Source organism: Mycobacterium sp. NPDC050041 (genome assembly GCF_049541695.1).
In the GTDB taxonomy this organism is placed as follows: Bacteria; Actinomycetota; Actinomycetes; order Mycobacteriales; family Mycobacteriaceae; genus Mycobacterium.
The window spans coordinates 118,042-144,195 of record NZ_JBMVDG010000010.1; the positions used below are offsets into that span (position 1 = coordinate 118,042).

Genomic DNA, 26,154 nt, shown 5'->3' on the forward strand with positions numbered 1-26,154 from the left:
GCGGGGCCGGCTGCCGGGATACTGGGACCGTGCGGGTTCTGATCGTCGAGGACGAGCGGCGGCTGGCAGCCACGCTCGCCGCCGGACTGGCCGCCGAGGGCTTCATGACGGTCCAGACCGCCGATGGCGTGGACGGTCTGCGGCGGGCGTGCGAGGACGAATTCGACGTCGTGGTGCTCGACATCATGCTGCCCGGGCTGTCCGGCTACGAGGTGCTGCGGCGGATGCGGCGCCGCGGCGTGTGGACGCCGGTGATGATGCTGACCGCCAAGGACGGCGAGTACGACCAGACCGACGCGTTCGAACTCGGCGCCGACGACTACCTGACCAAGCCGTTCTCCTTCGCGGTGCTGGTGGCCCGCCTGCGGGCGCTGAACCGGCGCAGCGCGGTGCAGCGGCCGAAGGTGCTGACCGCGGGCACGCTGACCCTCGATCCGGTCCGCAGGGTGGTGACGCGCGACGGGACACCGATCCCGTTGACCCCGCGCGAGTACGGCCTGCTCGAATTCCTGATGCGCCACCCCGACCAGGCGCTGACCAAGACCACGATCCTGCACAGCGTGTGGGATGCGAACTACGACGGCCCCGACAACGTGGTGGAGGTCTACGTCGGCTACCTACGCCGCAAGATCGACGTTCCGTTCGGCGCCACCACCATCAAAACGATCCGCGGGGTCGGCTACCGGCTCGATTCGGGCGCCGCCGACAGCGGCAGCTGAACGGTCAGCCGGGACCCGCCGCCGGGGCGCCCGTCGAAGGACACCACGCCCGCGTGGGCGGTGACGATCTCCTTGACGATCGCCAGACCCAGCCCGGCGCCGCCGCCGGTGCGGGCCCGGTCCGGGTCGAGCCGGACGAAGCGGTCGAACACCCGGATCCGTTCGTGCGGAGGCACGCTCGGTCCGTCGTCGGCCACCGTCAGCACCGCCGTGCCCGCGTCGGCGCGCACGGTGACGTCGACCCGGTTCTGCGCATGCCGCGCCGCGTTGTCGAGCACGTTGCGCACGACGCGAGACAGCGCGGCGCGGTCGCCCTGCAACCGAACGGGCGCCAGGTCGGCACGCACGACCGGGTCGGCGCGGCCCGCCACCGCGTCGACCTCCGCGGCGACGAGGTCGTCGAGGTCGACGTCCTCGCGGCGCAGCACCAGCCCGCGCTCGTCGGCCCTGGCCAGCAACAGCAGGTCCTCGATGAGCGCCTGCATCCGGTGCGCCTCGGGCAGCAGCGTTTCCGTGGCGAGCGGGCCGAGCAGGTCCGGGTGGGCGGCCGCCACCTCCAGTGCCGAGACGATGGTCGCCAGCGGACTGCGCAACTCGTGGGAGGCGTCGCCGACGAACCGCTGCTGGGCGGCGTGGCCGGCCTCGATCCGCGACAGCATCTCGTTCATCGTCACCGCCAGCGCGGCGATCTCGTCGCGACTGTCCGGGACCGGCACCCGCTCGGTCAGGTCCGAGGTGGTGATGGCGTCGACCCGGCCGCGGATCGCCTCCACCGACCGCATCGACCGGCGCACCAGCAGGTAGGTGGCCGCCGCCGACACCGCGATCACGATGGGCGCCGAGACGGCGAGCGCGGTGATCACCGCTCGGACCGTCGACTCGACGACGTGGCTGCCCTCACCCACCAACACGGTGTGCCTGCCGCCGGGCCCGTCGTAGGTGCCCGCGCTGAACCGGATCGGCCCGAAGGGCGATGCGTGCTCGGGCATGCCGATCCGCACCACGTCACCGATCTCGCCGATCGGGATCAGCGGGCTGTCGGGTGCCGCCTCGGACCGCCGCACCACCGCACCGTCGGTGGTGAGGATCTGCACCGCGAGGATCCGTTCGTCGGTCGCGAGCAGCCCGGGATCGAGTCGGTCCACGCCGCCGGTGCGCAACGCCGAGCCGATCTCGGCCAGCCGCTCGGCAGCGGCGCTGTCCACGTCGGCCAGCAGGGTCCGGTGCAGCACCGCGGCCAGTCCGGCGCCCGACAGCGTCAGCGCCACGAAGACCACCGCGGCGGCGACGAACGCCGAGCGCGCCGAGATGCCCCACCGGGTCCGCGGCAGGACGCGGTCCGACGGGGCAGGAGTGTCCACCGGTCCATCATTACCGCTCCCGCGCCGCCGTGATCGCGCACAATGGTGCGCTGTGTCCGACGACCGGCAGGTGCACGAGTGGTTCCTGCAGCGTGGGCTGCCGTTGGTGCTCACCCGGCGGGTGCGTTCGCGCAGGCTGATCGACCGGTCCGCCCCGATGGTCGCCGCGCTCGGCGTCGTCACCGCGCTGACGCTGTCCGCGGCCGAACTCACCGGCGACGACCCGGATTCTGGCTATGCGTTGCGGCTCGGCGTCATCGCCGCTGCGCTCATCGTGGCGCCGTTCGTGATGAACATGCTGCGACGCACCGTGACCCGGCTCGGCCTGGCGGGGCGGCGGTCGGCGGCACTGCTGGTGATGGCGACGTTCGTCGCCGTGATGCCGGTCGCCGTCAACGGCTGGTCGGCGGAGGCGCTGACCGAGGCGCCGGTGTTCCTGCTGCTGTCGCTGCTCGCGATCTGGCTGACCTATGTCGGCTTCGGCTCGATCGCGCTGTGGGCGTTCCGCTTCGCGTGGCTGCAACTGGGCGCGCTCGGCACCTTGATGAGCCGGGCACTGCCCTTCCTGATGCTGACGGTGGTGGTGTACTTCACCGGCGAACTGTGGCAGCTCTCGGCACGGGTGACGCGGCAGCGGCTGTGGCAGACGATCGCCTTCCTCGCACTGGTGGCGATCCTGTTCATGGTCACCACGATTCGCGACGAAGTGCGGGCCCTCCGGGAGGAACGGGCCGAGGATCAGAATCCGGCAGAGCTGCTGGCGGGCACCCCACTGGCCGTCGCGCCGGGGCACCAGCCGCCACGCACCCCGCTGTCGGGCGGTGAGCGGGTCAACGTCGTCGCGGTCATGCTGGTGGCGCAGGCGATCCAGGTCGTGTTGTTCACCGCAGGACTGTTCGCGTTCTTCCTGGCCCTGGGGGTGATCGCCGTCCCGGACGAGGTGACCGTGCTGTGGTCCGCGGAGGAGGTCTGCGCAGAAGGTCAACCGCCCTGCGCCGGAACGTGGTTCGGCATCGCCCTGCCGGTGCCGCAGACCGTGGTGCACATGTCGCTGTTCGTGTCCGTGCTGTCCGGGCTGTACTTCACCGTCAGCACCAGTGTCGACCCGCTCTACCGGGAGCGGTTCTTCGATCCCCTGATCGCCGACGTCGCTGTCAGCCTCGCCGGTCGCGACGCCTACCTCGAGACCGAGTCCGCGCGCGCGCCGTGACCCGTTGCCCACATCGATCTGGGCAACCGTCGATCGGCTGCGCCGCCGCAGCGGCTGCGTTCGCCCTCGCCCTGGCCGTCGCGTCGCCCGCGCACGCCGACGAGGGCAGTTACCTCGGCGATCTGGCCAACAACGACTTCACGGGTCCGACGGACGCCGCGCTGGAGATGGGCTACCAGATCTGCAGCGACGTGCAGCACGGCGTCCCGCAGGAGACGACCGTGCAGGCGATCTACGAGAACACCGCCGAGAGCATCGCCGTCGAGGATGCGAACTACATCTACGAGGCCGCCGTCATCCACCTCTGCTGATTCCCGCCGCACGCGAAAGGCCCCCGCAGTGCACTGCGGGGGTCTTCCGGCTGTGTTCGTCGGCTACAGGTACTGGCCGAGGTTGGACTCGGTGTCGATGGCCCTGCTGGCGCTCGACGACTTGCCGGTGACCAGGGTGCGGATGTAGACGATCCGCTCGCCCTTCTTGCCCGAGATACGGGCCCAGTCATCGGGATTCGTCGTGTTCGGCAGATCCTCGTTCTCGGCGAACTCGTCGACGATCGAGTCGAGCAGGTGCTGGATGCGCAGACCCTTCTGGCCCGTCTCCAGCACCGACTTGATCGCGTTCTTCTTCGCCCGGTCGACGACGTTCTGGATCATGGCGCCGGAGTTGAAGTCCTTGAAGTACATGACTTCCTTGTCACCGTTGGCGTAGGTGACCTCCAGGAATCGGTTGTCGTCGATCTCGGCGTACATCCGGTCGACGACCTTCTCGATCATGGCCTTGATCGTCAACGACCGGTCCCCGCTGAACTCGGCGAGATCGTCGTCGTTGATCGGCAACTGCTCGGTGAGGTACTTGCTGAAGATGTCCTGCGCCGATTCGGCGTCCGGCCGCTCGATCTTGATCTTGACGTCCAGGCGGCCGGGCCGCAGGATCGCCGGGTCGATCATGTCCTCGCGGTTGGAGGCGCCGATCACGATGACGTTCTCCAGCCCCTCGACGCCGTCGATCTCCGACAGCAGCTGCGGCACCACGGTGGTCTCCACGTCGGAGCTGACACCGGTACCGCGGGTGCGGAAGATGGAGTCCATCTCGTCGAAGAACACGATCACCGGGGTGCCCTCGGACGCCTTCTCGCGCGCCCGCTGGAAGATCAGCCGGATGTGGCGTTCGGTCTCGCCGACGAACTTGTTCAGCAGCTCCGGGCCCTTGATGTTGAGGAAGTAGGACTTCGCCTCGCGCGCGTCGTCGCCGCGCACCTCGGCCATCTTCTTGGCCAGCGAATTGGCCACCGCCTTCGCGATCAACGTCTTGCCGCAGCCGGGCGGACCGTAGAGCAGCACGCCCTTGGGCGGGCGCAGCGAGTATTCGCGGTAGAGCTCCTTGTGCAGGAACGGCAGCTCCACCGCGTCGCGGATCTGCTCGATCTGACGGCCGAGGCCGCCGATGTCGTTGTAGCTGACGTCGGGCACCTCTTCGAGCACGAGGTCCTCGACCTCGGCCTTGGGGATGCGCTCGAAGGCGTAGCCGGCCTTGGTGTCGACCAGCAGCGAGTCGCCGGGCCGCAACTTGCGCGGCCGGTTGTCGTCGTCGTTGTCGGTGTCGGCGTCGGGATCCTCGGGCAGGTGCTCGGCGGCCACCAGCGGCTCGGCCAGCCACACGATGCGCTCCTCGTCGGCGTGCCCGACGACCAGCGCCCGGTGCCCGTCGGAGAGGATCTCGCGCAGCGTGCTGATCTCACCGACCGACTCGTACGTGCCCGCCTCGACGACGGTGAGCGCCTCGTTCAGGCGGACCGTCTGCCCCTGCTTGAGTCCTTCGGTCTCGATGTTCGGTGAGCACGTCAGTCGCATCTTGCGGCCGGAGGTGAACACGTCGACCGTGTCGTCCTCGTGGGTCCCCAGCAGCACGCCGTATCCGCTCGGCGGCTGCCCCAGCCGGTCGACCTCCTCGCGAAGCGCCAGCAACTGCTGGCGGGCCTCTTTGAGAGTTTCCATCAGCTTGGCGTTGCGCGCTGCGAGCGAGTCGATCCGCGCTTCCAGCTGATGGACGTCACGCGCGGTGCGCAGCCCGCTCTGAGGGCCGACGGCGTTCTCCAGCTGCTCGCGCAGCATGGCGGCCTCTCGGCGCAGCTGTTCCAATTCGGCAGCATCATCGCTGGACATCGGGGTCCCGAAACCGTCCGAGAAGGCTTCCGAACGATCTGACTCACTCATACCGAACTCCCTCCCGCACCGAATATTGGTGCAGTAACAACTTCAACGCTACCGGCGATTCAGCCTTTGTGTGCGGTGTAGCAATGGGACACACCAGCATCACTGTTAACGTAAGAAAGCGTTGGACCCTTCGAAAGGACAGTTGTGATCCTGAAAACCCTCGTAACCGGCATGGCAGCGGCCGCCGTTGTCGGAGCCGCCGCGGTGGGTGTGACCTCGATTGCATCCCCTGCGATCTCGTCCGCTTCGCCTGTCGCCTTCGGTGCGCCGGTACCCACCGCACCCGCGCCGGAGATCACCGGCGAGCTCACCCAGACGGTCAACGCCCTCGGCTCCGGCGGCTCCTTCCGCGGCAAGTCGCCCTACATCCAGGGCCTCGGCCGGTTCACCGGCAAGGGCGCCGAGATCAAGTACAACGACGCCGTGGCGAAGGGCTACCTGCCGCTGAGCGCCACGGTCGCCAACCCGGACCTCAACGGCAACCTGGCGACCGCCAACGTCACCGCGACGCTGGCCAACGGTCAGGTCCGCTCGATGCCGCTGTCGTTCGTGCGCGGCCCGAGCCCCACCGGCTGGCAGCTGTCGAGCCAGTCGCTGTTCGCCCTCGGCGACCTGGTGGGCTGACGATCCGCCGTATCAGCACCGTCATCCTGAGCGCCGTCACCATCCTGGTGGCGGCGTTCGGGCTTGTCGGGTGCAGTGCCGACGCGCCGCGACCGGCGCAGGCCCCACCGCCGCGCAGCACCCCCGCCGGTCCGCCGCCGCCCCCCGGTGCCGCGCCGCTGCCGCCGCCGAGCGCACTGACCGACGTGCTCTACCGACTGGCCGACGTGAACGTGCCCGGCGTCGAGAAGATCACGTTCGTCGAGGAAGCCACCAACGCCGACGCCGAGGCGCTCGACCGGTTCGGCCGGGCGCTGACCGACAACGGCTACAACCCGATGACCTTCGACGCCGCGGATCTGGCCTGGTCGGAGTCCGACCCCGGCAACGTGACCGCGACCGTGATCGCCAGGACCCCGGCAGGCCGCGAGGGCGGCGACTTCACCTACCCGATGGAGTTCGCGCGCACGCCCGACGGCGGCTGGCAGCTCACCCACGAGACCGCCGAACTGCTCTTCGAACTCAACGCGCCCGCCACGCCGGCGCCACCGCGCTGAGGCCCGCGACATGTGGATCGGCTGGCTGGAGTTCGACCTCCTGCTGGGCGACGTGCACTCGCTCAAGCAGAAGCGGTCCGCGGTGCGGCCGCTGATCGCCGAACTCGCACGGCGCTTCGCCGTGTCGGCCGCCGAGGTCGGCGCGCAGGAACTGCACCGCAGGGCGAGCGTCGGGGTGGCGATGGTGGCGGCCGACCGGGCGCATCTGGTCGACGTGCTCGACGCCGCCGAGCGGCTGGTGGCGGCGCGCCCCGAACTGGAACTGCTGTCGGTACGGCGGGGCCTGCGCCGCAGCACCGACGAATGATCAGCTGCCGAGTTGCCGTTTGCGGCGCAGCGGGATCGGCGCGACCGCGCCGGGCGCGAGCCGGCGCGCGCTGATCAGGAACGCGGTGTGGCCGCGCATGGTGTGTTGCGGGCGGACCGCCAGGCCCACCACGTACCAGCCGCGCTGCATGCTCTCCCACGCCCGCGGTTCGGTCCAGCACTGCTGCTCGCGCAGCGCCTCCACGGCCCGCGAGAGTTGCGTGACGGTGGCGACGTAGATCATCAGCACCCCGCCCGGGACCAGGCTGCGCGACACCGTGTCGAGCACCTCCCACGGCGAGAGCATGTCCAGCACCACCCGGTCCACCTCCGGGCCGGAGTAGTCGTTCACGTCGGCGATGACCAGGTCCCAGTTGGGCGGGCGCTCACCGAAGAAGGTGACCACGTTGCGCTCGGCGTGTACGGCGTGGTCGTCGCGCACGTCGTAGGACGCCACGTGGCCGCCGGGGCCGACCGCGCGCAGCAGCGAGCACGTCAACGCACCCGAACCCGCGCCCGCCTCGAGCACCCGTGCGCCCGGGAAGATGTCGCCCTCGTGCACGATCTGTGCGGCGTCCTTGGGGTAGATCACCTGCGCGCCGCGCGGCATCGACATCACGTAGTCGACCAGGAGGGGGCGCAGCACCAGGAACTGGTCGCCGCTCGTCGACTTCACCACGCTGCCCTCGGGCAAGCCCACCACCGAATCGAGCGCGATGATCCCGCGGTGGGTGTGGAACTCGCGGCCGGGCTCGAGCAGCATCGTGTAGTGCCTGCCCTTGGCATCGGTGAGTTGCACGCGGTCACCGACGGCGAAGGGACCGGTGCGGCGCATAGCCGTCAAGCCTGCCAGGGGACGCGCCGCCGCGGGTGCGCGGGGTTGTCGGGGGCCCGTCCTAGGCTGCTGTGCGTGAGCAGCGAACGGGGTGGTGTGCGGCGGCCCGCGCTGTCGCCGTCGCGGGCCAGCGATTTCAAGCAGTGCCCGCTGCTGTACCGCTTCCGGGCCATCGACCGCCTCCCCGAGCCCACCTCTCCCGCGCAGCTGCGCGGTTCCGTCGCGCACGCCGCGCTCGAGCAGCTGTACTCCCTTCCCGCCGAGCAGCGCGGTCACGACACCGCGCAGGAATTGGTCGGCCCCGCGTGGGACCGGGTGGTGGCCGAGCACCCCGGCCTCGTCGCCGACGTCGACCCCGCGTTGCGCACCGCGCTGATCGACGAGGTGCGCAAGCTGCTGTCGGGCTACTACCGCCTCGAGGACCCCACCCGGTTCGACCCGCAGTCCTGCGAACAGCGCGTCGAGGTGGAACTCGCCGACGGCACGCTGCTGCGCGGCTTCGTCGACCGCATCGACGTCGCCGCCACCGGTGAGCTCCGGGTGGTCGACTACAAGACCGGCAAGGCGCCGCCGGAGGCACGCACACTGGCCGAGGCGAAGGCGCTGTTCCAGATGAAGTTCTACGCCGTCGCGCTGATGCGGTCCCGCGGTGTGCTGCCGGCCCGGCTGCGGCTGCTCTACCTGGCCGACGGCCAGGTGCTCGACTACTCCCCCGACGCCGACGAGCTGCTGCGTTTCGAGCGGACACTGTCGGCGATGTGGCGGGCCATCCAGGCGGCGGGCGTCTCGGGCGACTTCCCGCCCAAGCCGTCGCGACTGTGCGACTGGTGCGCCCACCACGCGCACTGCCCGGCGTTCGGCGGCACGCCGCCGCCCTACCCCGGCTGGCCCGCCGTCATCGACGACGGCGACCCCGACGCGGTGCTGCAGACGGCGGCGGAGCCCGCTGCGTGATCGACTGCCTCTACCGCCGCCTGCCCGGCGGCGGGCCTGATGCCGGGTTGTTCGAGTCCACCGACGGCACCCGCAGCAACTGGGCCGCCGACATCCAGCACGGCTCGCCGCCGCTGGCGCTGATGACCCGCGCCATCGAGGATCTGGCGGCAGGCACGCCGCTGCGGATCGGCCGGCTCACCCTCGACATCCTCGGCGCCATTCCGGTCGCGCCGGTGACGGTCCGTAGCAGGGTGTCCCGGCCGGGCACGCGGATCTCGATGATGACGGCCGAGATGACCGCCGCCGCACCCGACGGCGCCGAACGCCCGGTGGCCCGCGTCACCGCCTGGCTGCTGGCCACCAGCGACACCCACGAGGTGGCGACCGATCGCTATCCGCCGCTCGTCGAGGGCGACGCGATACCGGTGCCGCACAGCTGGGAGGGCGCGCGGGGTTACCTCGAGACCGTCAGGTGGCGCCGCCAACCCAGCGCCGACGGCGAGGCCGCGGTGGCCTGGCTCAGCCCGCTGGTGCCGCTGGTCGACGACGAGGAGACCACGGCGGTGCAGCGGCTGGCGATGGTCGTCGACTCGGCCAACGGGGCGGGCGCCGCCCTGGATCCCGAGCGGTTCATGTTCATGAACACCGACACCACCGTGCACCTGCACCGGCTGCCGACCGGTTCGGATTTCGCACTGCGGGCGCGCGGCTCAATCGGGCCGGACGGTGTCGGGGTCACCACTGCCGAGATCTTCGACCGGCAGGGGTTCGTCGGCACCAGCGCGCAGACCCTGTTGGTGCAACGCCGGTGAGCGAAGATCCGCGCTGGCAGTTCGACCTGGTGTGGGCGCTGGCCGAGCTGCACCTCGACGCGCTGGTCGATGACGACTTCCTCTGGGAGCCGGGCGAATCGGTGTGGACGGTGCGCCCGGACGACGACGGCAGGTGGCGCCCCGACTGGGCGGACACCGAGCCCGAACCCATCCCGGTACCCACCATCGGCTGGCTCACCTGGCACATCGACTGGTGGTGGTCGGTGACGCTCGCCCACGCGCGCGGCGACGCGGTACCCGAGCGCACCGACGTGACGTGGCCCGGTTCCGGTTCCCCGGCGGTGACGCGGCTGCACGAGCTGGCGGCGGGCTGGCGGGCGCTCCTCGAGGGTCTCGGCCCCGACGACCTGCGCCGGCCGTCCGACTTTCCCTGGGGCGCCGACGCCGGCCGCTCCATGATCCACACCGTGCTGTGGGTGAACGTCGAACTGACCAAGAACATCTCGGAGATCGGTCAGCTTCGGCTGCTGCGCCCTATGCGCCGAACGTGAAGCTATTGCTGAAAAATCGGCCGAACATCGCCATCTTGCTCACGTTCGGCGTGGGCGTCTTTATATGTACTTGCTTCTATATAGACGTCATGCAATATTAGACGCATGGACGTATTCGAGGCGGTGGCGGAGCCCAGCCGCCGGGCACTGCTCGACGTGTTGACCGACGGCGAACGCACGGCAGGCGATCTGGTCGCCACGTTGCCCGGACTGACGCAGCCGACCGTGTCGCGGCACCTGCGGGTGCTGCGCGAGGTCGGCCTGGTGGAGGTGCGCCCCGACGCCCAGCGCCGCATCTACGCGCTGCGCGCCGACGGCCTGGTGGCCATCGACCAGTGGATCGAGCGCTACCGCCACTTCTGGGTCGGTCATCTCGACGCGTTGGAGCAGCACCTGCGGACCACCCACGGGAGCTCGGAATGACCGGCCGCGACGGCACCCTCACGATCGACGGCGACCGCGCGGTGCTGCACTTCGAGCGCCGGCTGCCCTACCCCGTCGAGGCCGTGTGGTCGGCCATCACCGACCCCGCCGAGCGGAAGCAGTGGTTCGGGCCGACCACCATCGACCCGCGCGAAGGCGGCACCATCGAGATGGTCGCGACCGGTCCGCCGCTACCCGACGACCTCAAACGCATGACCGGCCGGATCCTGGTGTGGGATCCACCGCACGTGCTGGAACACGAGTGGAGGCAGCAGATCGTCGAGGACGGCGTGGTGCGCTACGAACTGACTTCCGACGGCCCCGACGCGACCGTGTTGCGGTTCACCCATCGCGGGCTCGGCGTGCGCAATGCCACCGGCTTCCGCGGCGGCACCGAGGCCTTCCTGGATCGGCTGGAGGCCCACCTCGGCGGCACCGAGCTACCCGACTGGACGAACCGGATGCGGAGACATCATGCCTGACAACCACTTCGACGTCGGCGCGCCACGGGTTGCGGTGGCCTACCACTCCGGATTCGGGCACACCGAGACGCTGGCCCACGCCGTCGCCGCGGGCGCCCGCGACGCCGGCGCCGACGTGACCCTCATCGCCGTCGGCGCAATGTCCGGTGCCGACTGGGACACCCTGGACACGGCCGACGCGATCATCTTCGGCACGCCGACCTACATGGGCAACGTGGCCGCGGCGTTCCAGGCGTTCGCGGAGAAGACCGGCAGGCGCTGCCAGGAAGGCACCTGGAGCGACAAGGTGGCCGCGGGGTTCACCAATTCCGGTGGCAAGAGCGGGGACAAGTTGCAGACGTTGACCTCGCTGGCGGTGTTCGCCGCCCAGCACCACATGCACTGGGTGAACCTCGGATTGGTGGCCGGCTGGAACAGCTCGACCGCCGGTCCCGACGACCTCAACCGGCTCGCGTTCTTCCTCGGAGCGGGCGCGCAGACCGACGTCGACGCCGGCCCGGACCGGGTGCACGGGTCCGACGCCCGGACCTGTACCCACCTCGGGCAGCGGGTGACGCTTGTGGCGCGTCAGCTCGAGGCGGGCAGGCACGCTATGACAGCGGCTTCAGATCCTGCAGCAGCGTCGGCACCAGTTCACTGACGGTCGGGTGGATGTGCATGGTGCGGGATATCGCCGTGTAGGGCAGCTTGGCGGTCATCACGTCGAGGATCGAGTGGATCACCTCGTCGCCGCCGACACCGAAGATCGCCGCGCCGAGGATCTCTTCGGTCTCGGCATCGACGACGACCTTCATGAAGCCCTGCGTCTCGCCCTTTTCGACGGCACGGCCGACGCGCGTCATCGGGCGTTTGCCCACCAACGCTTTCCGGCCCGACGCCCGCACCTGGTCGACCGACATCCCGGCACGGCCCAGCGGCGGGTCGATGTACAGCGCATAGGTGGTGATGCGGTCGCTGACCCGCCGGGGGTCGTCGTCGAGCAGATTGGCCGCCACGATCTCGAAGTCGTTGTACGACGTGTGGGTGAAGGCGCCCTTGCCGTTGCAGTCCCCCATCGCCCAGATGTGCTCGGCCGTGGTGCGCAACTGGTCGTCGACCACGACGTAGCCCCGCTCGTCGGTCTGCACGCCTGCGGCGTCGAGGCCGAGGTCGTCGGTGTTCGGCACCCGCCCGACGGCGACCAGGAGATGGGTGCCGGACACGGCGTCGGCGCCGTCGTGCGGTATCACCTCGAACCCGTTGTCCTGCTTGGTGAACCGCATGTCCCCGGCGCCCACGATGATGGCGATGCCCTCGGCCTCGAGGACCTCGCGGACGGTGGCCGAGACGTCCTCGTCCTCCCGCGATGTCAGCCGGGGGCCCTTCTCGATCACGGTGACCTCGGCGCCGAACCTGCGGTACATCTGCGCGAATTCGAGCGCGATGTAGCTGCCCCCGATGATCACCAGATGCTCGGGCACGGTGTCGAGTTCGAGGATGCCGACATTGGTGAGGTAGTCGATGTCCGCCAGGCCCGGCAGGTCGGGGGCCACCGCGCGGCCGCCGACGTTGAGGAAGACGCGGTCGGCGGTGAGGATCCGACCGTCGACGTCCACGGTGTGCGGATCGGTGAAGCGGGCGTGGCCGCGGATGAAGGTGCAACCTGCCATACCCTGCAGCCACGACTCGACGCCATGGCGGTCGTCGAGCATGATCTTGTCCTTGCGGGCCTTGACCTTGGCCATGTCGACGGCGACATCGCCGGTACCGATGCCGTAGTCGGCGCCGCGCCGGGCCAGATGGGCGGCATGCGCGCTCGCCACGAGGGTCTTGGTGGGGATGCATCCGTAGTTGACGCAGGTTCCGCCGACCAGCTTGCGCTCGATCACCGCGACGGTCTGGCCCGCCTCGGTCAACCGGCCGGCCAGCGGCGGCCCGGCCTGCCCGGCGCCGATCACGATCGCGTCGAAATGCTCTGTCACAGGACTCATTCCGGGTGTCAGCTCAGATCAGGCTGACGAGGAACACGACCAGGAAGCCGCCGCCGACAGCGATGACGTCCTCGATGATCGCACCGGGCCGGTCTTTGCCGCCGTTGGCCGCCGCGAGCCGCGACCGCAGCTCAGCGCCGCCCAGGGTGCCGAGCACCGCGCCGATGATTCCCGCGCCGATGGAGCTGAAGGTGTGGAAGAACGCGCTGCCGATCACCGCACCGGCAAAGGCGCCCATCAGGATGCGGGTGAGGAACTGCGGCGGGGTCTTGCGGCTCGGCGTCTTCGGCAGCTGGTCGGTGATCAGCTCGACGACGAGGAGCACGGTCAGCACCGCGACGGTGATCGGATGTGCCACCCACTCCGACCATTTGCCGTCGACGTCGATCCAGCCCAGCAACGCACCCCAGGCCACCACCGCGGGTGCCGTCAGCGCGCGCAGCCCCGCTATCACCCCGATCAGCAACGCGAGGACCAATACCAGGACATGCGTCATGCGTACCTCCGAGGCGGGGCGAAATGTCCTCCGGACGCTAACACGCAGACCGCGACGGGGCCCGGCGATCTAGAAGCGGCAGAACCTGATGTCCGAGGCCAGGATCGCCTTGGCCCCGATGGCGGCGATCTGGTCCATGATGGCGTTGACGTCGCGGCGCGGCACCAGCGCCCGCACCGCCACCCAGTCGGGGTCCGCCAGCGGTGCGATGGTGGGTGATTCGAGGCCGGGCGTGACGGCGGTCGCGCGGTCGAGCACCGTACGCGGGCAGTCGTAGTCCAGCATCAGGTACTGCTGGCCGAACACCACGCCCTGCACGCGGGCGGCCAGCTGGTCGCGCGCCGCCGACCTGTCGTCGACCGGACCGTCCTGCTCGATCAGCACCGCCTCCGAATCGCACAGCGACTCACCAAAAGCCGTGAGATTGTGCTGTCGCAGCGTGCGGCCCGAGCCGACCACGTCGGCGATCGCATCGGCCACCCCCAGCTGTACCGAGATCTCCACCGCGCCGTCGAGCCGGATCACCGCGGCGTCTATCCCCCGCGCCGCCAGGTCTTTCCGCACGAGGTTCGGGTAGGCGGTGGCGATCCGCTTGCCGGCCAGGTCCGCCGCGGTCCAGTCCCGGCCCGCCGGTGCGGCGTAGCGGAACGTCGACGAACCGAAGCCGAGCGCCAGCCGCTCGCGGACCGGCGCGTCCGACTCGGCGGCCAGGTCCCGTCCGGTGATGCCGAGGTCCAGCTGACCCGAGCCGACGTAGATCGCGATGTCCTTCGGGCGCAGGAAGAAGAATTCGACGTTGTTCACCGGGTCGATGACCGTGAGGTCCTTGGGGTCGGTGCGCTTGCGGTAGCCGGCCTCGGCCAGGATCTCCGCGGCGGACTCGCTCAGCGCGCCCTTGTTGGGAACCGCGACCCGCAGCATCGATGAGCCGCTTGCGCGAAGAGAATCTGTCACCGCGCTCACAGCTTCCGGTAGACGTCGTCGAGGGACAGCCCGCGGGCCAGCATCAGCACCTGGGTCCAGTAGAGGAGCTGACTGACCTCGTCGGCGAGCGCCTCGTCACTCTCGTGTTCGGCGGCCAGCCAGACCTCGCCGGCCTCCTCGAGGATCTTCTTGCCGAGGCCGTGCACGCCGCCGTCCAGCGCGGCGACGGTGCCGCTGCCGGCGGGCCGGCTGCGCGCTTTCTCGCTCAGCTCGGCGAACAGGGCGTCGAAGGTCTTCACGGGCAGCAATTGTCCCATGCGGGCTCAGACGGGCCGCCGCCGACCGCTCTCAGGTGGTGGCTTTGGGCAACTCGTCGCTCTTGAGGATCGAGCCGTGCATGTCCTCCAGCGACACGCCCTTGGTCTCCATCACCCACCGCCACACGAAGAGTCCGGACAGGATCGCGCACAGCCCGTAGAACCCGTAGGCCAGACCGAGGTGTTCGCGCAGGCCGGGGAACGAGACTGTGATCAGCCAGTTGGCCGCCCACTGGCCGGCGGCGGCCAGGCCCAGCGCGGCGGCGCGGATGCGGTTGGGGAACATCTCGCCGAGCAGCACCCAGACCACCGGTCCCCACGACATGCCGAACGCGACGACGAACAGGTTGGCGGCGATCAGCGCGATCACGCCCGACGCGCCGGGCAGGCTCGGGGTGCCGTCGGGCCCGACGGTGGCGTTGGCGAAGATGACCGACATCGTGATGAGGGTGACCGCCATGCCGGAGGATCCGATGAGCAGCAACGGTTTCCGGCCGATCTTGTCGATCAGCGCGATCGCGATCAGGGTGGTCAGCACGTTGATCACCGACGTGATCACAGTGTAGATCGCCGACTCGTCGGCGCTGAAGCCCACGGCCTGCCACAGCACGTTCGAGTAGTAGAAGATCACGTTGATACCGACGAACTGCTGGAAGATCGACAGCCCGAGACCTACCCAGACAATGCCGTAGATGCCACCGGTGGGCTTGCGCAGGTCGCGCCACGACGGCTTGTCCTCGCGCTCCAGGGTCTCCCTGATGCGCGTGATGGTGATCTCCAGGTTCTTCTGCCCGAGCAGCATGTTGAGCACCCGGCGGGCTTCTGGGATCTTGTGACTGGCAACGAGATACCGCGGCGATTCGGGGATGGTGAACGCCAGCGAGCCGTACAGCACAGCGGGCACCGCCATGGCCAGGAACATCCAGCGCCAGGCATCGAGACCCAGCCAGAGCGTCTCGTTCGGTCCGCCCGCGGTCCACTGCAGGAGCCAGTTGATGACGAACGACAGGAAGATGCCGGAGACGATCGCCAGCTGCTGCAGCGAACCCAGCCGGCCACGGATGCCCGGGGGCGAGGTCTCGGCGATGTAGGCGGGCGCGATGACCGACGCGACGCCGACACCGATGCCGCCGACCACCCGGAAGACCACCACCCACAGCACGTCGGGCGCGAGGCCGGTGCCGAACGCGCTGATCAGGAAGAGCACCGCGGCGATCTTCATGACCGCGATGCGGCCGATCTTGTCGGCGATGCGTCCCGCCGTCATGGCGCCCACCGCCGCTCCCAGCAGCGCCGAGGCGACGGCGATTCCCAGCTCGGTGTTGCCGATGCCGAAGTCCTCCTGGATGGAGTCCACCGCACCGTTGATCACCGCGCTGTCGTAGCCGAACAGCAGGCCGCCGAGCGCGGCCACCGATGCGATGCGCACCGCGGTCTTGCCCGACGAGAAGTCCTCGTCCGAGACCGGTAGGTCGTCGCCTACCGGAGCTCCACCCTGACCTGCCATGGGATTTCCTTTCCGCAGCGCTGCGTGGAATCACTCGTTCCCCACGATTGCACAATTCACACCTGCGCACGGGCTGTTCGAGGCCGGTAACCCTCAGGCGCTGCGTTCGGAGAGCTCGGCGGTCAGCTCGGCGTGGATGGCACGAAGGTCGTCGACACCCAGGCCGCGCAGCGACCGTGCGTGGCGCCGCCCCGGGCCTGCGGGCACAGCGATGTCGTTGGGCACCACCAGCACCGGGCAGCCCGCGGTCTCGGCGGCCGCCGTGCCGGTGACCGAGTCCTCCACGGCAAGACACCCGCCCGGCGGCAGTCCCAGCAACTCCGCCGCGCGCAGGTACGGATCCGGCGCGGGTTTGCCGTGCGCCACCTCGTCGCCGCATACCGTGGCCGAGAAGTACTGTCGGCCAATGCTTGTGAGCGCCTTGTCGGTGAGCGGTCGCAGTGTGTTGGTGACCAGGACCATCGGCACCGCCTCGGCGGCCAGCGCATCGAGCAGTTCCTCGGCGCCCTCGCACCAGGGCAACCCCTGCTCGAACAACTCGCCGGTGCGGTCGTGCAGCCAACGGCTCGTCTCGGCCATCGCCTGTGGGTCGGGCTCGAGGCCGAGGTCGGCGAAGACGGTGCGCATGGTGTTCTCCGCCGAACTGCCCACCAGTGCCTGGCGCACCTCGGTGCGCAGTTCACCGCCGAAGCGGGCGTAGAGCGCCTCCAGCGAGATGTCCCACAGCTTCTCGGAATCGACCAGGGTGCCGTCCATGTCGAGCAGCACGGCCTGCACGCTCAGTCCTCCGGGTTGTAGCCGAGATTGGGGGCCAGCCAGCGCTCGGCCGCCTTGAGGGTCCAGCCCTTGCGCCTCGCGTAGTCGGCGACCTGGTCCTGGGCGATCCGGCCCACCACGAAGTACTGCGACTGCGGATGCGAGAAGTACCAGCCGCTGACGGCGGCTCCCGGCCACATCGCCATCGACTCGGTCAGCTCGATACCGGTGCGCTCCTTGACGTCCATCAACTCCCAGAGCGTCGCCTTCTCGGTGTGTTCCGGGCAGGCCGGGTAGCCGGGTGCGGGCCGGATCCCCCGGTACTTCTCACCGATCAGTGCGTCGTTGTCGAGTTGCTCGTCGGGCTGGTATGCCCAGAACTCCTTGCGGACCCGTTGGTGCATCCGTTCGGCGAACGCCTCTGCCAGCCGGTCGGCCAGCGACTCCAGCAGGATGGCGTTGTAGTCGTCGTTGGCCGCCTTGAACTCGGCGATCCTGTCGTGGATGCCGAGCCCCGTGGTGACGGCGAAGGCGCCGACGTAGTCGCTCAGGCCGGTGTCCTTCGGCGCGACGAAATCGCCCAGGGACCGGTTCGGGACGCCGTCGCGGTGCTCGCCCTGCTGGCGCAGGTTGCGCAACGTGGTCAGCACCTCGGTACGGCTCTCGTCGGTGTAGACCTCGATGTCGTCACCGACCGCGTTCGCCGGGAAGAAGCCGATCACGCCGTTGGCGGTCAGCCACTTCTCCTTGATCAGGGTGTCGAGCATCTCCTGCGCGTCGTCGTAGAGCTTGCGGGCCGTCTCGCCCGACACCGGGTTGTTGAGGATGTCCGGGAAGCGGCCCTTCATCTCCCAGGCGTTGAAGAACGGCTGCCAGTCGATGTATTCGCGCAGCTCGGCGAAGTCGTAGTCGCCGAATTCCCGCACCCCCAGGCCCTGCGCGGGCACCGGCGGCGTGTAGTCGTCCCATTCGATCGGCGTCCGGTTCGCCCGCGCCTTCTCCAGCGTGAGCATCGGCCGCTCGCTCTTCTGGGCGTGCCGTTCGCGCAGCGAGGCGTAATCCTTCTCGGTGGCCTCCAGCAGGGCGGGCCGCTGCTTGTCGTCGAGCAGCGCCGCGGCTACCGGCACCGAACGGGAAGCGTCCTTCACCCAGACCACCGGACCGCTGCGACGCGGCGCCACCTTCACGGCCGTGTGGGCACGTGAGGTCGTGGCACCGCCGATCAACAGCGGGATCTCCAGGCCCTGGCGCTCCATCTCGACCGCGAAGTTGACCATCTCGTCCAGGGATGGGGTGATCAGGCCGGACAGTCCGATGATGTCCGCGTCGTGCTCCTTGGCGGCATCCAGGATCTTCTGGGCAGGCACCATCACACCGAGGTCGATCACCTCGTAGTTGTTGCACTGCAAGACAACCCCGACGATGTTCTTGCCGATGTCGTGGACGTCGCCCTTGACCGTCGCCATGATGATCGTGCCGTTGGTGTCCTTGCTTGCTGCAGTGCCGTTCTGCTCTTTCTCCGCCTCGATGTAGGGCAGCAGGTACGCGACGGCCTTCTTCATCACCCGGGCCGACTTCACCACCTGGGGCAGGAACATCTTGCCCGCGCCGAACAGGTCGCCGACGACGTTCATGCCGTCCATCAGCGGTCCCTCGATCACCTCGATGGGCCGGCCCCCGGCAGCCTCGATCTCCGCCCGCAGTTCCTCGGTGTCGGCGTCGACGTTCGCGTCGATGCCTTTGACCAGCGCGTGCGTGATCCGCTCCCGAATCGGCAGGCTGCGCCACTCGGCGGCGACCGGATCGTCGGCCTTCTCCGAGCTGTTGAACCGTTCGGCGATCTCCAGGAGCCGTTCGGCCGCGTCCTCGCGACGGTTCAGCACGACGTCCTCGATCCGGTCCCGCAGTTCGGGATCGATCGAGTCGTACGGCACCAGCGAACCGGCGTTGACGATGCCCATGTCCAGGCCGGCCTTGATGGCGTGGAACAGGAACACCGCGTGGATCGCCTCGCGGACAGGATTGTTGCCGCGGAACGAGAACGACACGTTGGAGATACCACCGGAGATGTGCACCCCTGGCAGGTTCTCCTTGATCCAGGCGCAGGCCTCGATGAAGTCGATCCCGTACGTCGCGTGCTCCTCGATGCCCGTCGCCAGCGCGAAGCAGTTCGGGTCGAAGATGATGTCCTCGGGCGGGAAGCCGACCTCCTCGGTCAGGATCCGGTAGGCACGCCCGCAGATCTCCTTGCGGCGCTCCAGGTTGTCGGCCTGGCCCTGCTCGTCGAAGGCCATCACGACGACGGCGGCGCCGTACTTGCGGCACAGCCGGGCCTCGCGGATGAACTTCTCCTCGCCCTCCTTCATGGAGATCGAGTTGACGATCGGCTTGCCCTGCACGTTCTTCAGGCCGGCCTCGATGACCTCCCACTTGGAGGAGTCGATCATCACCGGGACGCGGCTGATGTCCGGCTCGGCCGCGATCAGCTTGGTGAACCGGTCCATCGCGGCGACGCCGTCGATCATGCCCTCGTCCATGTTGATGTCGATGACCTGTGCACCGACCTCGACCTGCTGCAGGGCGACCGACAGGGCGGAGTCGTAGTCCTCGGCCTTGATCAGGTTGCGGAACCGCGCGGAGCCGGTGATGTTCGTCCGCTCACCGATGTTGACGAACAGCGACTCGTCGTTGATGTTGAGCGGCTCCAGGCCCGCGAGCCGGGTGGCCACCGGGATCCCCGGTAGCTCGCGCGGCGGCTTGCCCTCGACCACCTTGGCGATCTCGGCGATGTGCGGCGGCGCCGTTCCGCAGCATCCGCCGACCAGGTTGACCAGGCCGGCCTCGGCGAACTCGGCGATGTAACCGGCCTGATGCTCCGGGTCCTCGTCGTACTCGCCGAAGGCGTTGGGCAGGCCCGCATTCGGGTAGCAGGAGACGAACGTGTCGGCGATTCGCGCCATCTCGGCGATGTAGGGCCTCATCTCCGGCGCGCCCAGCGCGCAGTTGAGGCCGACCGCGAGCGGCTTCGCGTGCCTGACGGCGTTCCAGAACGCCTCGGTGACCTGTCCGGACAGCGTCCGGCCGGAGGCGTCGGTGATGGTGCCCGAGATGATCAACGGCCAGCGCCGTCCGCGCTGCTCGAACAGCGTCTCGACGGCGAACACCGCTGCCTTGGCGTTCAGCGAGTCGAAGATCGTCTCGATGATGAGCAGGTCGGCGCCACCGTCGACCAGGCCGTTGGCGGCTTCGAGGTAGGCGGCGACCAGCTGGTCGTAGGAGACGTTGCGCGCGCCGGGGTCGTTGACGTCCGGCGAGATCGACGCGGTTCGCGTCGTCGGCCCCAGGGCGCCCGCGACGTAGCGGGGCTTGTCCGGGGTGCTGTACTCGTCGGCGGCGGTGCGCGCCAGTGCGGCGCCGGCGTAGTTCAGCTCGTAGGCCAACTCGGCCATGTCGTAGTCCGACAGCGAGATCGCGTTCGCGTTGAACGTGTTGGTCTCGAGGATGTCGGCGCCCGCCTCGAGGTACTCGCGGTGGATCCCCTCGATGATCTGGGGCTGAGTCAGGTTGAGCAGGTCGTTGTTGCCCTGAAGGGCGGTCGGCCACTCCGTGAACCGGTCGCCGCGGTAGCCGGCCTCGTCGGGCCGGTCCCGCTGGATCGCCGTGCCCATCGCACCGTCGATCACCACGATCCGCTGCCGCAGCGCAGCCGTCAGTTCCTCGGTGCAGTCGGGGCGGATGTCGGGCGCAAAAGTCTTCGACTCGACGGTATTGGACTCGACGGCGGTCGACTCAGACGTGTTCACGCGCACTCCTTCCGTAGCGGAAGGCGTCCTTGACTCTGCCGAGCGTGGCGGATACCGAGGAGGATCCAGGCCCCCCGAATAACCGTTGCAACGCCTCTCGACCAGAAAAGTCTACGTCCTCACCTGATCGACGTCCGGACGCCCAGCCTGACCACGACCCAGTCGTCGTCACCAAGATCAACCGAAGTGCAGCCGAGCGTATTTCGTCTCGCCGTATCCGGGGTGGTGGAGCTTGGGATCGGCGGCCCGGAGCTGTGTGTCCATGGCGCGGTCACCGTCGGTGCGACGGGCGTGATTGGCGGCTGCGGTCACAACGACAGGGTAGTCGCACGGTGCAAATCACCCGGGCGGCCGATGACGCTCGTCACCACTGCGGAGGCCTTACGCTGGCCAGGTGACCCCATCGGAATTCAGTGCACCGAAGGGACCCGAGCTGCCCGAACTGCACGACGCCATCATCGTCGCGGCGTTCGAGGGCTGGAACGACGCCGGAGACGCAGCCAGCGACGCGCTCGAGCACCTGGACGCGATCTGGGAGGCCGACCCGATCGTCGAGATCGACGACGAGTCCTACTACGACTACCAGGTCAATCGCCCGGTGATCCGGCAGATCGACGGCGTCACCCGTGAGCTGGTGTGGCCGTCGATGCGGATCTCGCACTGCCGCCCGCCCGGCGCCGAACGCGACATCGTGCTGATGCACGGCGTCGAGCCGAACATGCGGTGGCGGACGTTCTGCGCCGAGCTGCTCGCCATCGCCGACAAGCTGAATGTGCAGACGGTGGTGATCCTGGGCGCGCTGCTGGCCGACACCCCGCACACCCGGCCGGTGCCGGTCTCCGGGGCCGCCTACTCCCCCGAATCAGCCAAGTTCTTCGGCCTCGAGGAGACCCGCTACGAGGGTCCGACCGGCATCGCCGGGGTGTTCCAGGACGCGTGCGTGCAGGCCGGGATTCCCGCCGTGACGTTCTGGGCGGCCGTCCCGCACTACGTCTCGCAGCCGCCCAACCCGAAGGCGACGGTGGCGCTGCTGCGCCGGGTCGAGGACGTCCTCGACATCGAGGTGCCGCTGGCCGACCTTCCGACGGCCGCCGAGGAGTGGGAGGAGGCCGTCACCGAGATGACGGCCGACGACGACGAGATCGCCGAGTACGTGACGGCGCTCGAGGAACGCGGCGACGCCGAGGTCGACATGCACGAGACCCTCAGCAAGATCGACGGCGACGCGCTGGCCGCGGAGTTCGAGCGCTACCTGCGCAGGCGCGGCCCCGGATACCGCAGCTGACCCCGGGCCGTCAGCTCTTGACGGCCTGCGGTGGCTTCCACGTGCCGTTCAGCGCGTCCGGTTTGGGCCAGTACAGCCGCAGCACCATCTGGAACGGACCGGCGGGCGCGGGCAGCCAGTTCGACTCCTTGTCGATGCCCGGCGACGCGTTCTGCACCAGGAACGTGTAGCCGCCGTCGGGATCGGCGACCAGGCTGGGCAGCATCGGCGAGTTGATCAGCCACCGGTTGAGCGGATTGGTGACCAGCAGGCTCTGCGGCATCTCGTACATCGTCAGCGACCAGAACGCGTTGACCGGCGGCAGCTGACCGGGCGCGAACCGCACGGTGTAGTTGTTCGCGCCGGTCAGCGGCGCGCCGGTGGAGTCATTGGCCAGAATCGGGTACAGCGCCTCGGCAGCGGTGTTGCCGTAGATGCCGAACACCGCTCCGGCCATCCGGTAGAGGTAATTGCCCTTCAGGTCGACGGCGGTGCCGAAGAACTGCGCCGACCCCACCTCGCCGGTGTCGATCTTGTCCTTCTTCAGCGCGTCGAGCTCGGCCCAGGCGTCGGCCATGCCGCCTTCGACGGCCGAGCGCATCTCCGGACTCAGCTCGTCGGCCGCGAAGTCGCCGTCGGGCCCGATACCGATGGTTGCGAACCGGTCCCGCAGGTCCTTCTCGTCGGGCAGCACGGGGGCGAACCGCAGCGCGAAGTTGAGGATTTCGAAGAACTGCGGCGAGGTGCGCTGCTGATCGGGCGTCAGCGGGGGCACGAAGTCGATCGCGGGTGCAGGCGCGGCAGGCGGTTGACGGAGGAACACCGACAGCGGCGTCACCTGGTAGCCGGCCTGGATCCGCTTGACGTTCTCCAGGTCCGACGGGTTCAACAGCTGGGTGCGGTAGATGACGTTGTTCAGTTCGGTGTCGGAGCGGATGACCTCGTCGACACCCTCGGGCTTGTCGCCCTGCCAGCCGGGGCCGGCGAGCAGGTACTTCCCGCCGCCGTTGCCGGTGGTGCGGCTGCCGGTGTAGGCGATGTTGTTGGTGTAACCGTTGATGAACTGCAGCGAGTAGTAGCGGTTCTGTTCCACCGGCGGGACCGTCAGCACCAGCGGCTCGGCACGCAGGTCGGCCCCCACGATCGAGTACGGCGTGTCGGAGTTCGGCGTCTGGACGGTCTTGTCCTCGGGAGTGAACAGCCGTGCGGTGTTGTGGATCGCGTTCCAGCCGCCCTTGTACTCGGGGTTGTCGCGGTTGACGAAGTAGGAGTACTGCACCCGGTAGTTGTCCACGACCGGGAAGCCCCAGATGTAGGCCTCCTTGGCGATCGCGCGCGCCTGTTGCGGGGTGACCTCTGCGGGCGGTGGCGGGGTCGAGGGGTCGGCTTCCTTGCCGTCCTTGACGCACCCGGCGAGCAGGATGGTCCCGATCAGGATCGCGGCAACGCGGCGGATCACTTCTTCAGGCCGTGGGTGCGGGTGCCCAGCGAGCGCTTCAGTGCGGTGACCTCGGCGTCCATCTGCGGCAGGATCCTCGGCGCCGCCTTCAGCAGCGATGCCTGCCCGATCCTGGTGGTGAGCACCGGTTTGAACCAGCGGGCGAGGCCCACCCAGCGCGGACAGTAGATGCGGTCTTTGCGGCGTTCGATGCCCTTGACGAACACCTCGCCGCACTCCTGCACCGACGTGGTCTTGCTCAACGGCCCTGGCAGCGAGTCGAGCATCGCGACGAAGCTCGGCAGATCGCTCTTGGTGTCCTGCACCAGCGGCGTGTCGATCCAGGACATGTGAGCGCAGCCCACGCCCACGCCGTGATGCGCCACTTCCAGCCGCAGTGCGTTTGCGAACTGCTCGACGCCCGCCTTCGACGCGTCGTAGGGCGCCATCCCGGGTGCGGCCGCGAACGCCGCGAGCGACGAGACCACGAGAACGTATCCCTTGCGGTCGATCAGAGACGGCAGCGTGGCCCGGACCGTGTTGAACACGCCGACGACGTTGACGTCGAGCACCCGCCGGAACGCGTCGGGATCGACCACCAGCACCGAGCCGTAGCTGGCGATGCCGGCGTTGGCGATGACGATGTCGATGCCGCCGAAGCGGGCCACCGCCTGCTCCGCCGCGCCCTGCATGCTCTCGAGGTCGCTCACGTCGGCGACGACGGTCAGCACGCGGTCCTCGCCGAGGTCGGCGGCCAGTGCGGCCAGTGGCCCCTCGTCGAGGTCGGTCAGCACCAGCGCGGCGCCCTTGGCGTGCAGCCTGCGGGCCAGTTCCTCCCCCACACCTCTCGCGCCGCCGGTGATCACCACGACCTTGCCACGTACCGAAGTCATGCGACGCAAGCTACTCCACCGGGTGGGCGGGCGTGCCGGGACCACGCGGGCGGCCGAGCAATTCCTCGGGCCGCACCCGTGTCACGCCCCCTACGGCGTCTGGTCGGGCTCCGAGCCGTTCTCCGGATCGGCGTCGTCCGCTTCGCTCTCGACGTCGGCCGCCTCATCCTCGGCCTCGGCGTCGGCCGCCTCGCGCTCGGCGGCGCGTTGCTCACGCTCGGCGGCACGAGCCTCCCGGCGTTCCTCCCGAGCCTCGCGACCTTCCTCCCGGGCCTCGCGACGCGCATTTTTGGCATCGAGTGACGTCGAGGACACAGAAGTGGACGCAGAAGACGTGGCACCAATGGACGGCGTGGAGTCGACGGACGTCGTGGCATCGACCGACGTCGTCGTCGCATCGAGCGACTCCGTGCTGTCATCGGTGCCGAGTTCGTCCGAGATCGGTCCGCTACGCAGGTTGGCGTCCCCGCCACTCACGACACTGTCGGCGGTGAATGACTGCGTCCGCGCGACCGACGTGACCGGCTGGCTGAGTGCGACCGTCGGCGGAGGCGTCACCCCCTCGTAGATGACGAGGCCGTCATGCCACACCACTTGTGTACCTGCGGATTCGGCGTCCCGGTACACGCCCTGCTTGTAGTACGCGCCTCCGCCGCCGGCAACGAGGGTGGGCCGATAGTGCTTCTCGACAACCAATTTGCCGTTCTCGTAGACCTCCGCGTAACCGACATTCGGGTCTTCGGAGAATTTGACGTGGACGACGTAGTCCACCCACTCCCCCGGCTTCACCGGCGAGATCTTGCGGCGGTAGGGCACCGCCGCGCCCGCGCCACCCAGTTCGAGATAGTTGTCCTGGGTCACCTGGAGGGTCAGCGCGGGGGCACCCCCCTGCTGGGGGAACCACTGGGACACCATGAACCAGCTGTCCGGCCCGTGCCGCGGGTTCTGGAATCCCTCGTCGAACTTCATCGAGAACGAATACCAGCGTTCGTCGCCTTCTTTGACGAAGGCGCCCGCGGAGGGGGCGTACCAGGCGCCCGGAGTGACCTCTGCGCGTTCGCCGCCACCGAACGGCGGGACGTCGCCGTCGCGGACCTCGAACCGCGCCGCCGTCTCGTGACCCAGCCCTCCGTTACGCACACATGCGCTGTAGGTGCAGTAGTTCGCCGGGGCGGGCGCGTTGATTCCCTTGGCCTGCAACATGGCCCATTGCGTGAAGTTCCCCGTGTTGTAGTCGCCGGTGAAGAGACGCTTCGCCGTGGGCGGCACGATCGGCGGCTGGGTCAGAGCGGCCGCCAGCTTCTGCATGTACGCCGACAGCTGTTGGAGGTAGGTGGCGGTAGCGCTTTGGGTGGTGGCGGTACTGCTGGTGGTGGCCGCCGCGCGGGTGGTGGTCGAGGTAGCGCTGGTGGTGGCCGCCGTCCGGGTGGTGACAGTCGGAGTGATGCCATCGGCGATCACCAGGGCAGGCTGCGCTGTCCGCGCGTCGGCCGCGGGGTCCGGCACCCGGACCCGCACCGACGTGACACCCAACTGCTGCAGCCCCAGCAGCGTCGTGACGATGCTCGGCGGCGAGCTGGGCTGCGCTGCGCTGCGGACCGCCTCGTGCGTCGTGGACCGGGCGGCGTCGGGTTTCGGGACGACGACGGCGGTGGTCGCTGCGATCACGGTGATCGACGCGGCCGCGATCGCCGATGTGACCACACAGCTTCGGATATCTCGACGATTCATCGTCCACTTCCGATCACTCAGCGAGGGGATTGGCAAACCCACCGACCTCAATAACCTACCGCTGGTGTATGTCTGGCAAACAATCT

The 26,154-nt window shown here is 68.9% G+C and carries 27 protein-coding genes; 13 read left to right on the plus strand and 14 right to left on the minus strand.

Annotated elements, in window-relative coordinates:
• Positions 1-29: 29 nt before the first annotated feature.
• The gene (locus tag ACPCHZ_RS25025) at positions 30-719 is read left to right on the plus strand and encodes a response regulator transcription factor (protein ID WP_423487221.1); all 690 of its coding nucleotides are present in this window, start codon (positions 30-32) and stop codon (positions 717-719) included.
• Here the strand turns inward: ACPCHZ_RS25025 and ACPCHZ_RS25030 are convergent.
• Positions 680-2,080 (minus strand): ATP-binding protein, encoded by a 1,401-nt coding sequence (locus tag ACPCHZ_RS25030; protein ID WP_423487222.1) that lies wholly within the window; start codon positions 2,078-2,080, stop codon positions 680-682. The two genes, ACPCHZ_RS25025 and ACPCHZ_RS25030, sit on opposite strands and share 40 nt — an antisense overlap.
• 52 nt (positions 2,081-2,132) lie before the next feature.
• Between ACPCHZ_RS25030 and ACPCHZ_RS25035 the strand changes: the two genes are divergently transcribed.
• Together ACPCHZ_RS25035 and ACPCHZ_RS25040 are read left to right on the plus strand one after the other, a co-directional pair.
• A complete protein-coding gene (locus ACPCHZ_RS25035) occupies positions 2,133-3,290 on the plus strand; it encodes a hypothetical protein (RefSeq protein WP_423487223.1) in 1,158 nt (385 codons plus the stop codon).
• Positions 3,287-3,601, plus strand: a complete 315-nt coding sequence (locus ACPCHZ_RS25040; RefSeq protein WP_423487224.1) for a DUF732 domain-containing protein — start codon at positions 3,287-3,289, stop codon at positions 3,599-3,601. Before ACPCHZ_RS25035 ends, ACPCHZ_RS25040 begins: the two co-directional genes overlap by 4 nt.
• Before the next feature lie 63 nt (positions 3,602-3,664).
• On the opposite strand, the gene arc is transcribed toward ACPCHZ_RS25040, so the two are convergent.
• Entirely contained in the window at positions 3,665-5,503 is a 1,839-nt protein-coding gene (arc, locus tag ACPCHZ_RS25045; RefSeq protein WP_423487225.1) for a proteasome ATPase, read from the minus strand.
• Positions 5,504-5,674: 171 nt separating this feature from the next.
• Between arc and ACPCHZ_RS25050 the strand changes: the two genes are divergently transcribed.
• The 3 genes from ACPCHZ_RS25050 to ACPCHZ_RS25060 are packed head-to-tail and all read left to right on the plus strand — an operon-like array spanning position 5,675 to position 6,970.
• Positions 5,675-6,127, plus strand: a complete 453-nt coding sequence (locus ACPCHZ_RS25050; protein WP_423487226.1) for a hypothetical protein — start codon at positions 5,675-5,677, stop codon at positions 6,125-6,127.
• A gap of 47 nt (positions 6,128-6,174) precedes the next feature.
• A complete protein-coding gene (locus tag ACPCHZ_RS25055) occupies positions 6,175-6,663 on the plus strand; it encodes a hypothetical protein (protein ID WP_423487227.1) in 489 nt (162 codons plus the stop codon).
• A 10-nt stretch (positions 6,664-6,673) separates the two neighbouring features.
• The gene (locus ACPCHZ_RS25060) at positions 6,674-6,970 is read left to right on the plus strand and encodes a DUF503 domain-containing protein (protein WP_423487228.1); all 297 of its coding nucleotides are present in this window, start codon (positions 6,674-6,676) and stop codon (positions 6,968-6,970) included.
• Here ACPCHZ_RS25060 and ACPCHZ_RS25065 read toward each other — a convergent pair whose 3' ends face one another.
• On the minus strand, positions 6,971-7,804 hold the full coding sequence (locus ACPCHZ_RS25065) for a tRNA (adenine-N1)-methyltransferase (protein ID WP_423487229.1): 834 nt from the start codon (positions 7,802-7,804) through the stop codon (positions 6,971-6,973).
• A gap of 75 nt (positions 7,805-7,879) precedes the next feature.
• Here ACPCHZ_RS25065 and ACPCHZ_RS25070 point away from each other — a divergent pair, with 75 nt between their 5' ends.
• The 6 genes from ACPCHZ_RS25070 (at position 7,880) to ACPCHZ_RS25095 (ending at position 11,609) form a co-directional block, all read left to right on the plus strand.
• Positions 7,880-8,758, plus strand: coding sequence for a RecB family exonuclease (locus tag ACPCHZ_RS25070; RefSeq protein ID WP_364980943.1), 879 nt, complete (start codon positions 7,880-7,882; stop codon positions 8,756-8,758).
• Positions 8,755-9,552 carry a thioesterase family protein gene (locus tag ACPCHZ_RS25075; RefSeq protein ID WP_423487230.1) on the plus strand — a complete coding sequence of 266 codons (798 nt, stop codon included), beginning with the start codon at positions 8,755-8,757 and terminating at the stop codon, positions 9,550-9,552. The genes ACPCHZ_RS25070 and ACPCHZ_RS25075 overlap by 4 nt, the downstream gene beginning before the upstream one ends.
• Positions 9,549-10,064, plus strand: a complete 516-nt coding sequence (locus ACPCHZ_RS25080; protein ID WP_423487231.1) for a DinB family protein — start codon at positions 9,549-9,551, stop codon at positions 10,062-10,064. The genes ACPCHZ_RS25075 and ACPCHZ_RS25080 overlap by 4 nt, the downstream gene beginning before the upstream one ends.
• Before the next feature lie 105 nt (positions 10,065-10,169).
• The gene (locus ACPCHZ_RS25085; RefSeq protein ID WP_423487232.1) at positions 10,170-10,487 is read left to right on the plus strand and encodes an ArsR/SmtB family transcription factor; all 318 of its coding nucleotides are present in this window, start codon (positions 10,170-10,172) and stop codon (positions 10,485-10,487) included.
• On the plus strand, positions 10,484-10,969 hold the full coding sequence (locus ACPCHZ_RS25090; RefSeq protein WP_423487233.1) for an SRPBCC family protein: 486 nt from the start codon (positions 10,484-10,486) through the stop codon (positions 10,967-10,969). Before ACPCHZ_RS25085 ends, ACPCHZ_RS25090 begins: the two co-directional genes overlap by 4 nt.
• Positions 10,962-11,609: a flavodoxin family protein gene (locus ACPCHZ_RS25095; protein WP_423487234.1), complete on the plus strand. Its 648-nt coding sequence runs from the start codon at positions 10,962-10,964 to the stop codon at positions 11,607-11,609. Before ACPCHZ_RS25090 ends, ACPCHZ_RS25095 begins: the two co-directional genes overlap by 8 nt.
• Here the strand turns inward: ACPCHZ_RS25095 and ACPCHZ_RS25100 are convergent.
• From ACPCHZ_RS25100 to ACPCHZ_RS25135, 8 genes are all read right to left on the minus strand, one after another.
• Positions 11,560-12,939 (minus strand): FAD-containing oxidoreductase, encoded by a 1,380-nt coding sequence (locus ACPCHZ_RS25100; protein ID WP_423487235.1) that lies wholly within the window; start codon positions 12,937-12,939, stop codon positions 11,560-11,562. The two genes, ACPCHZ_RS25095 and ACPCHZ_RS25100, sit on opposite strands and share 50 nt — an antisense overlap.
• Positions 12,940-12,952: 13 nt before the next feature.
• Positions 12,953-13,435 carry a DUF4126 family protein gene (locus tag ACPCHZ_RS25105; RefSeq protein ID WP_423487236.1) on the minus strand — a complete coding sequence of 161 codons (483 nt, stop codon included), beginning with the start codon at positions 13,433-13,435 and terminating at the stop codon, positions 12,953-12,955.
• A 69-nt stretch (positions 13,436-13,504) separates the two neighbouring features.
• Complete coding sequence (gene hisG, locus ACPCHZ_RS25110; protein ID WP_423487237.1) at positions 13,505-14,356, minus strand: ATP phosphoribosyltransferase; 852 nt, start codon at positions 14,354-14,356, stop codon at positions 13,505-13,507.
• Positions 14,357-14,394: 38 nt separating this feature from the next.
• Entirely contained in the window at positions 14,395-14,676 is a 282-nt protein-coding gene (locus ACPCHZ_RS25115; RefSeq protein ID WP_364980971.1) for a phosphoribosyl-ATP diphosphatase, read from the minus strand.
• Positions 14,677-14,707: 31 nt separating this feature from the next.
• On the minus strand, positions 14,708-16,183 hold the full coding sequence (locus tag ACPCHZ_RS25120) for a sugar porter family MFS transporter (protein ID WP_423487238.1): 1,476 nt from the start codon (positions 16,181-16,183) through the stop codon (positions 14,708-14,710).
• A gap of 93 nt (positions 16,184-16,276) precedes the next feature.
• Positions 16,277-16,960, minus strand: coding sequence for an HAD family hydrolase (locus ACPCHZ_RS25125; protein ID WP_423487239.1), 684 nt, complete (start codon positions 16,958-16,960; stop codon positions 16,277-16,279).
• 2 nt (positions 16,961-16,962) lie between these two features.
• On the minus strand, positions 16,963-20,607 hold the full coding sequence (gene metH / locus ACPCHZ_RS25130; RefSeq protein WP_423487287.1) for a methionine synthase: 3,645 nt from the start codon (positions 20,605-20,607) through the stop codon (positions 16,963-16,965).
• Positions 20,608-20,919: 312 nt separating this feature from the next.
• Positions 20,920-21,054: a hypothetical protein gene (locus ACPCHZ_RS25135; protein WP_423487240.1), complete on the minus strand. Its 135-nt coding sequence runs from the start codon at positions 21,052-21,054 to the stop codon at positions 20,920-20,922.
• 82 nt (positions 21,055-21,136) lie between these two features.
• On the opposite strand from ACPCHZ_RS25135, the gene ACPCHZ_RS25140 reads away from it, so the two are divergent.
• Complete coding sequence (locus ACPCHZ_RS25140; RefSeq protein ID WP_364980983.1) at positions 21,137-22,027, plus strand: PAC2 family protein; 891 nt, start codon at positions 21,137-21,139, stop codon at positions 22,025-22,027.
• A gap of 10 nt (positions 22,028-22,037) precedes the next feature.
• Here the strand turns inward: ACPCHZ_RS25140 and ACPCHZ_RS25145 are convergent, their stop codons facing one another.
• From ACPCHZ_RS25145 to ACPCHZ_RS25155, 3 genes are all read right to left on the minus strand, one after another.
• Positions 22,038-23,465 (minus strand): DUF1254 domain-containing protein, encoded by a 1,428-nt coding sequence (locus ACPCHZ_RS25145; RefSeq protein WP_423487241.1) that lies wholly within the window; start codon positions 23,463-23,465, stop codon positions 22,038-22,040.
• Positions 23,462-24,337 (minus strand): SDR family oxidoreductase, encoded by an 876-nt coding sequence (locus ACPCHZ_RS25150; protein ID WP_423487242.1) that lies wholly within the window; start codon positions 24,335-24,337, stop codon positions 23,462-23,464. The genes ACPCHZ_RS25145 and ACPCHZ_RS25150 overlap by 4 nt, the downstream gene beginning before the upstream one ends.
• Before the next feature lie 90 nt (positions 24,338-24,427).
• Positions 24,428-26,041 (minus strand): polysaccharide lyase, encoded by a 1,614-nt coding sequence (locus ACPCHZ_RS25155; protein ID WP_423487243.1) that lies wholly within the window; start codon positions 26,039-26,041, stop codon positions 24,428-24,430.
• Positions 26,042-26,154: the final 113 nt, after the last annotated feature.

Excerpts from the sequence above, each read along its gene's own strand:
- arc (WP_423487225.1), bottom strand. The coding sequence starts at position 5,503 with ATGAGTGAGTCAGATCGTTCGGAAGCCTTCTCGGACGGTTTCGGGACC.
- ACPCHZ_RS25050 (WP_423487226.1), top strand. The coding sequence starts at position 5,675 with ATGGCAGCGGCCGCCGTTGTCGGAGCCGCCGCGGTGGGTGTGACCTCG.
- ACPCHZ_RS25060 (WP_423487228.1), top strand. The coding sequence starts at position 6,674 with ATGTGGATCGGCTGGCTGGAGTTCGACCTCCTGCTGGGCGACGTGCAC.
- ACPCHZ_RS25065 (WP_423487229.1), bottom strand. The coding sequence starts at position 7,804 with ATGCGCCGCACCGGTCCCTTCGCCGTCGGTGACCGCGTGCAACTCACC.
- ACPCHZ_RS25085 (WP_423487232.1), top strand. The coding sequence starts at position 10,170 with ATGGACGTATTCGAGGCGGTGGCGGAGCCCAGCCGCCGGGCACTGCTC.
- ACPCHZ_RS25090 (WP_423487233.1), top strand. The coding sequence starts at position 10,484 with ATGACCGGCCGCGACGGCACCCTCACGATCGACGGCGACCGCGCGGTG.
- ACPCHZ_RS25095 (WP_423487234.1), top strand. The coding sequence starts at position 10,962 with ATGCCTGACAACCACTTCGACGTCGGCGCGCCACGGGTTGCGGTGGCC.
- ACPCHZ_RS25100 (WP_423487235.1), bottom strand. The coding sequence starts at position 12,939 with ATGAGTCCTGTGACAGAGCATTTCGACGCGATCGTGATCGGCGCCGGG.
- ACPCHZ_RS25105 (WP_423487236.1), bottom strand. The coding sequence starts at position 13,435 with ATGACGCATGTCCTGGTATTGGTCCTCGCGTTGCTGATCGGGGTGATA.
- hisG (WP_423487237.1), bottom strand. The coding sequence starts at position 14,356 with ATGCTGCGGGTCGCGGTTCCCAACAAGGGCGCGCTGAGCGAGTCCGCC.
- ACPCHZ_RS25115 (WP_364980971.1), bottom strand. The coding sequence starts at position 14,676 with ATGGGACAATTGCTGCCCGTGAAGACCTTCGACGCCCTGTTCGCCGAG.
- ACPCHZ_RS25120 (WP_423487238.1), bottom strand. The coding sequence starts at position 16,183 with ATGGCAGGTCAGGGTGGAGCTCCGGTAGGCGACGACCTACCGGTCTCG.
- metH (WP_423487287.1), bottom strand. The coding sequence starts at position 20,607 with ATGGGCACGGCGATCCAGCGGGACCGGCCCGACGAGGCCGGCTACCGC.
- ACPCHZ_RS25150 (WP_423487242.1), bottom strand. The coding sequence starts at position 24,337 with ATGACTTCGGTACGTGGCAAGGTCGTGGTGATCACCGGCGGCGCGAGA.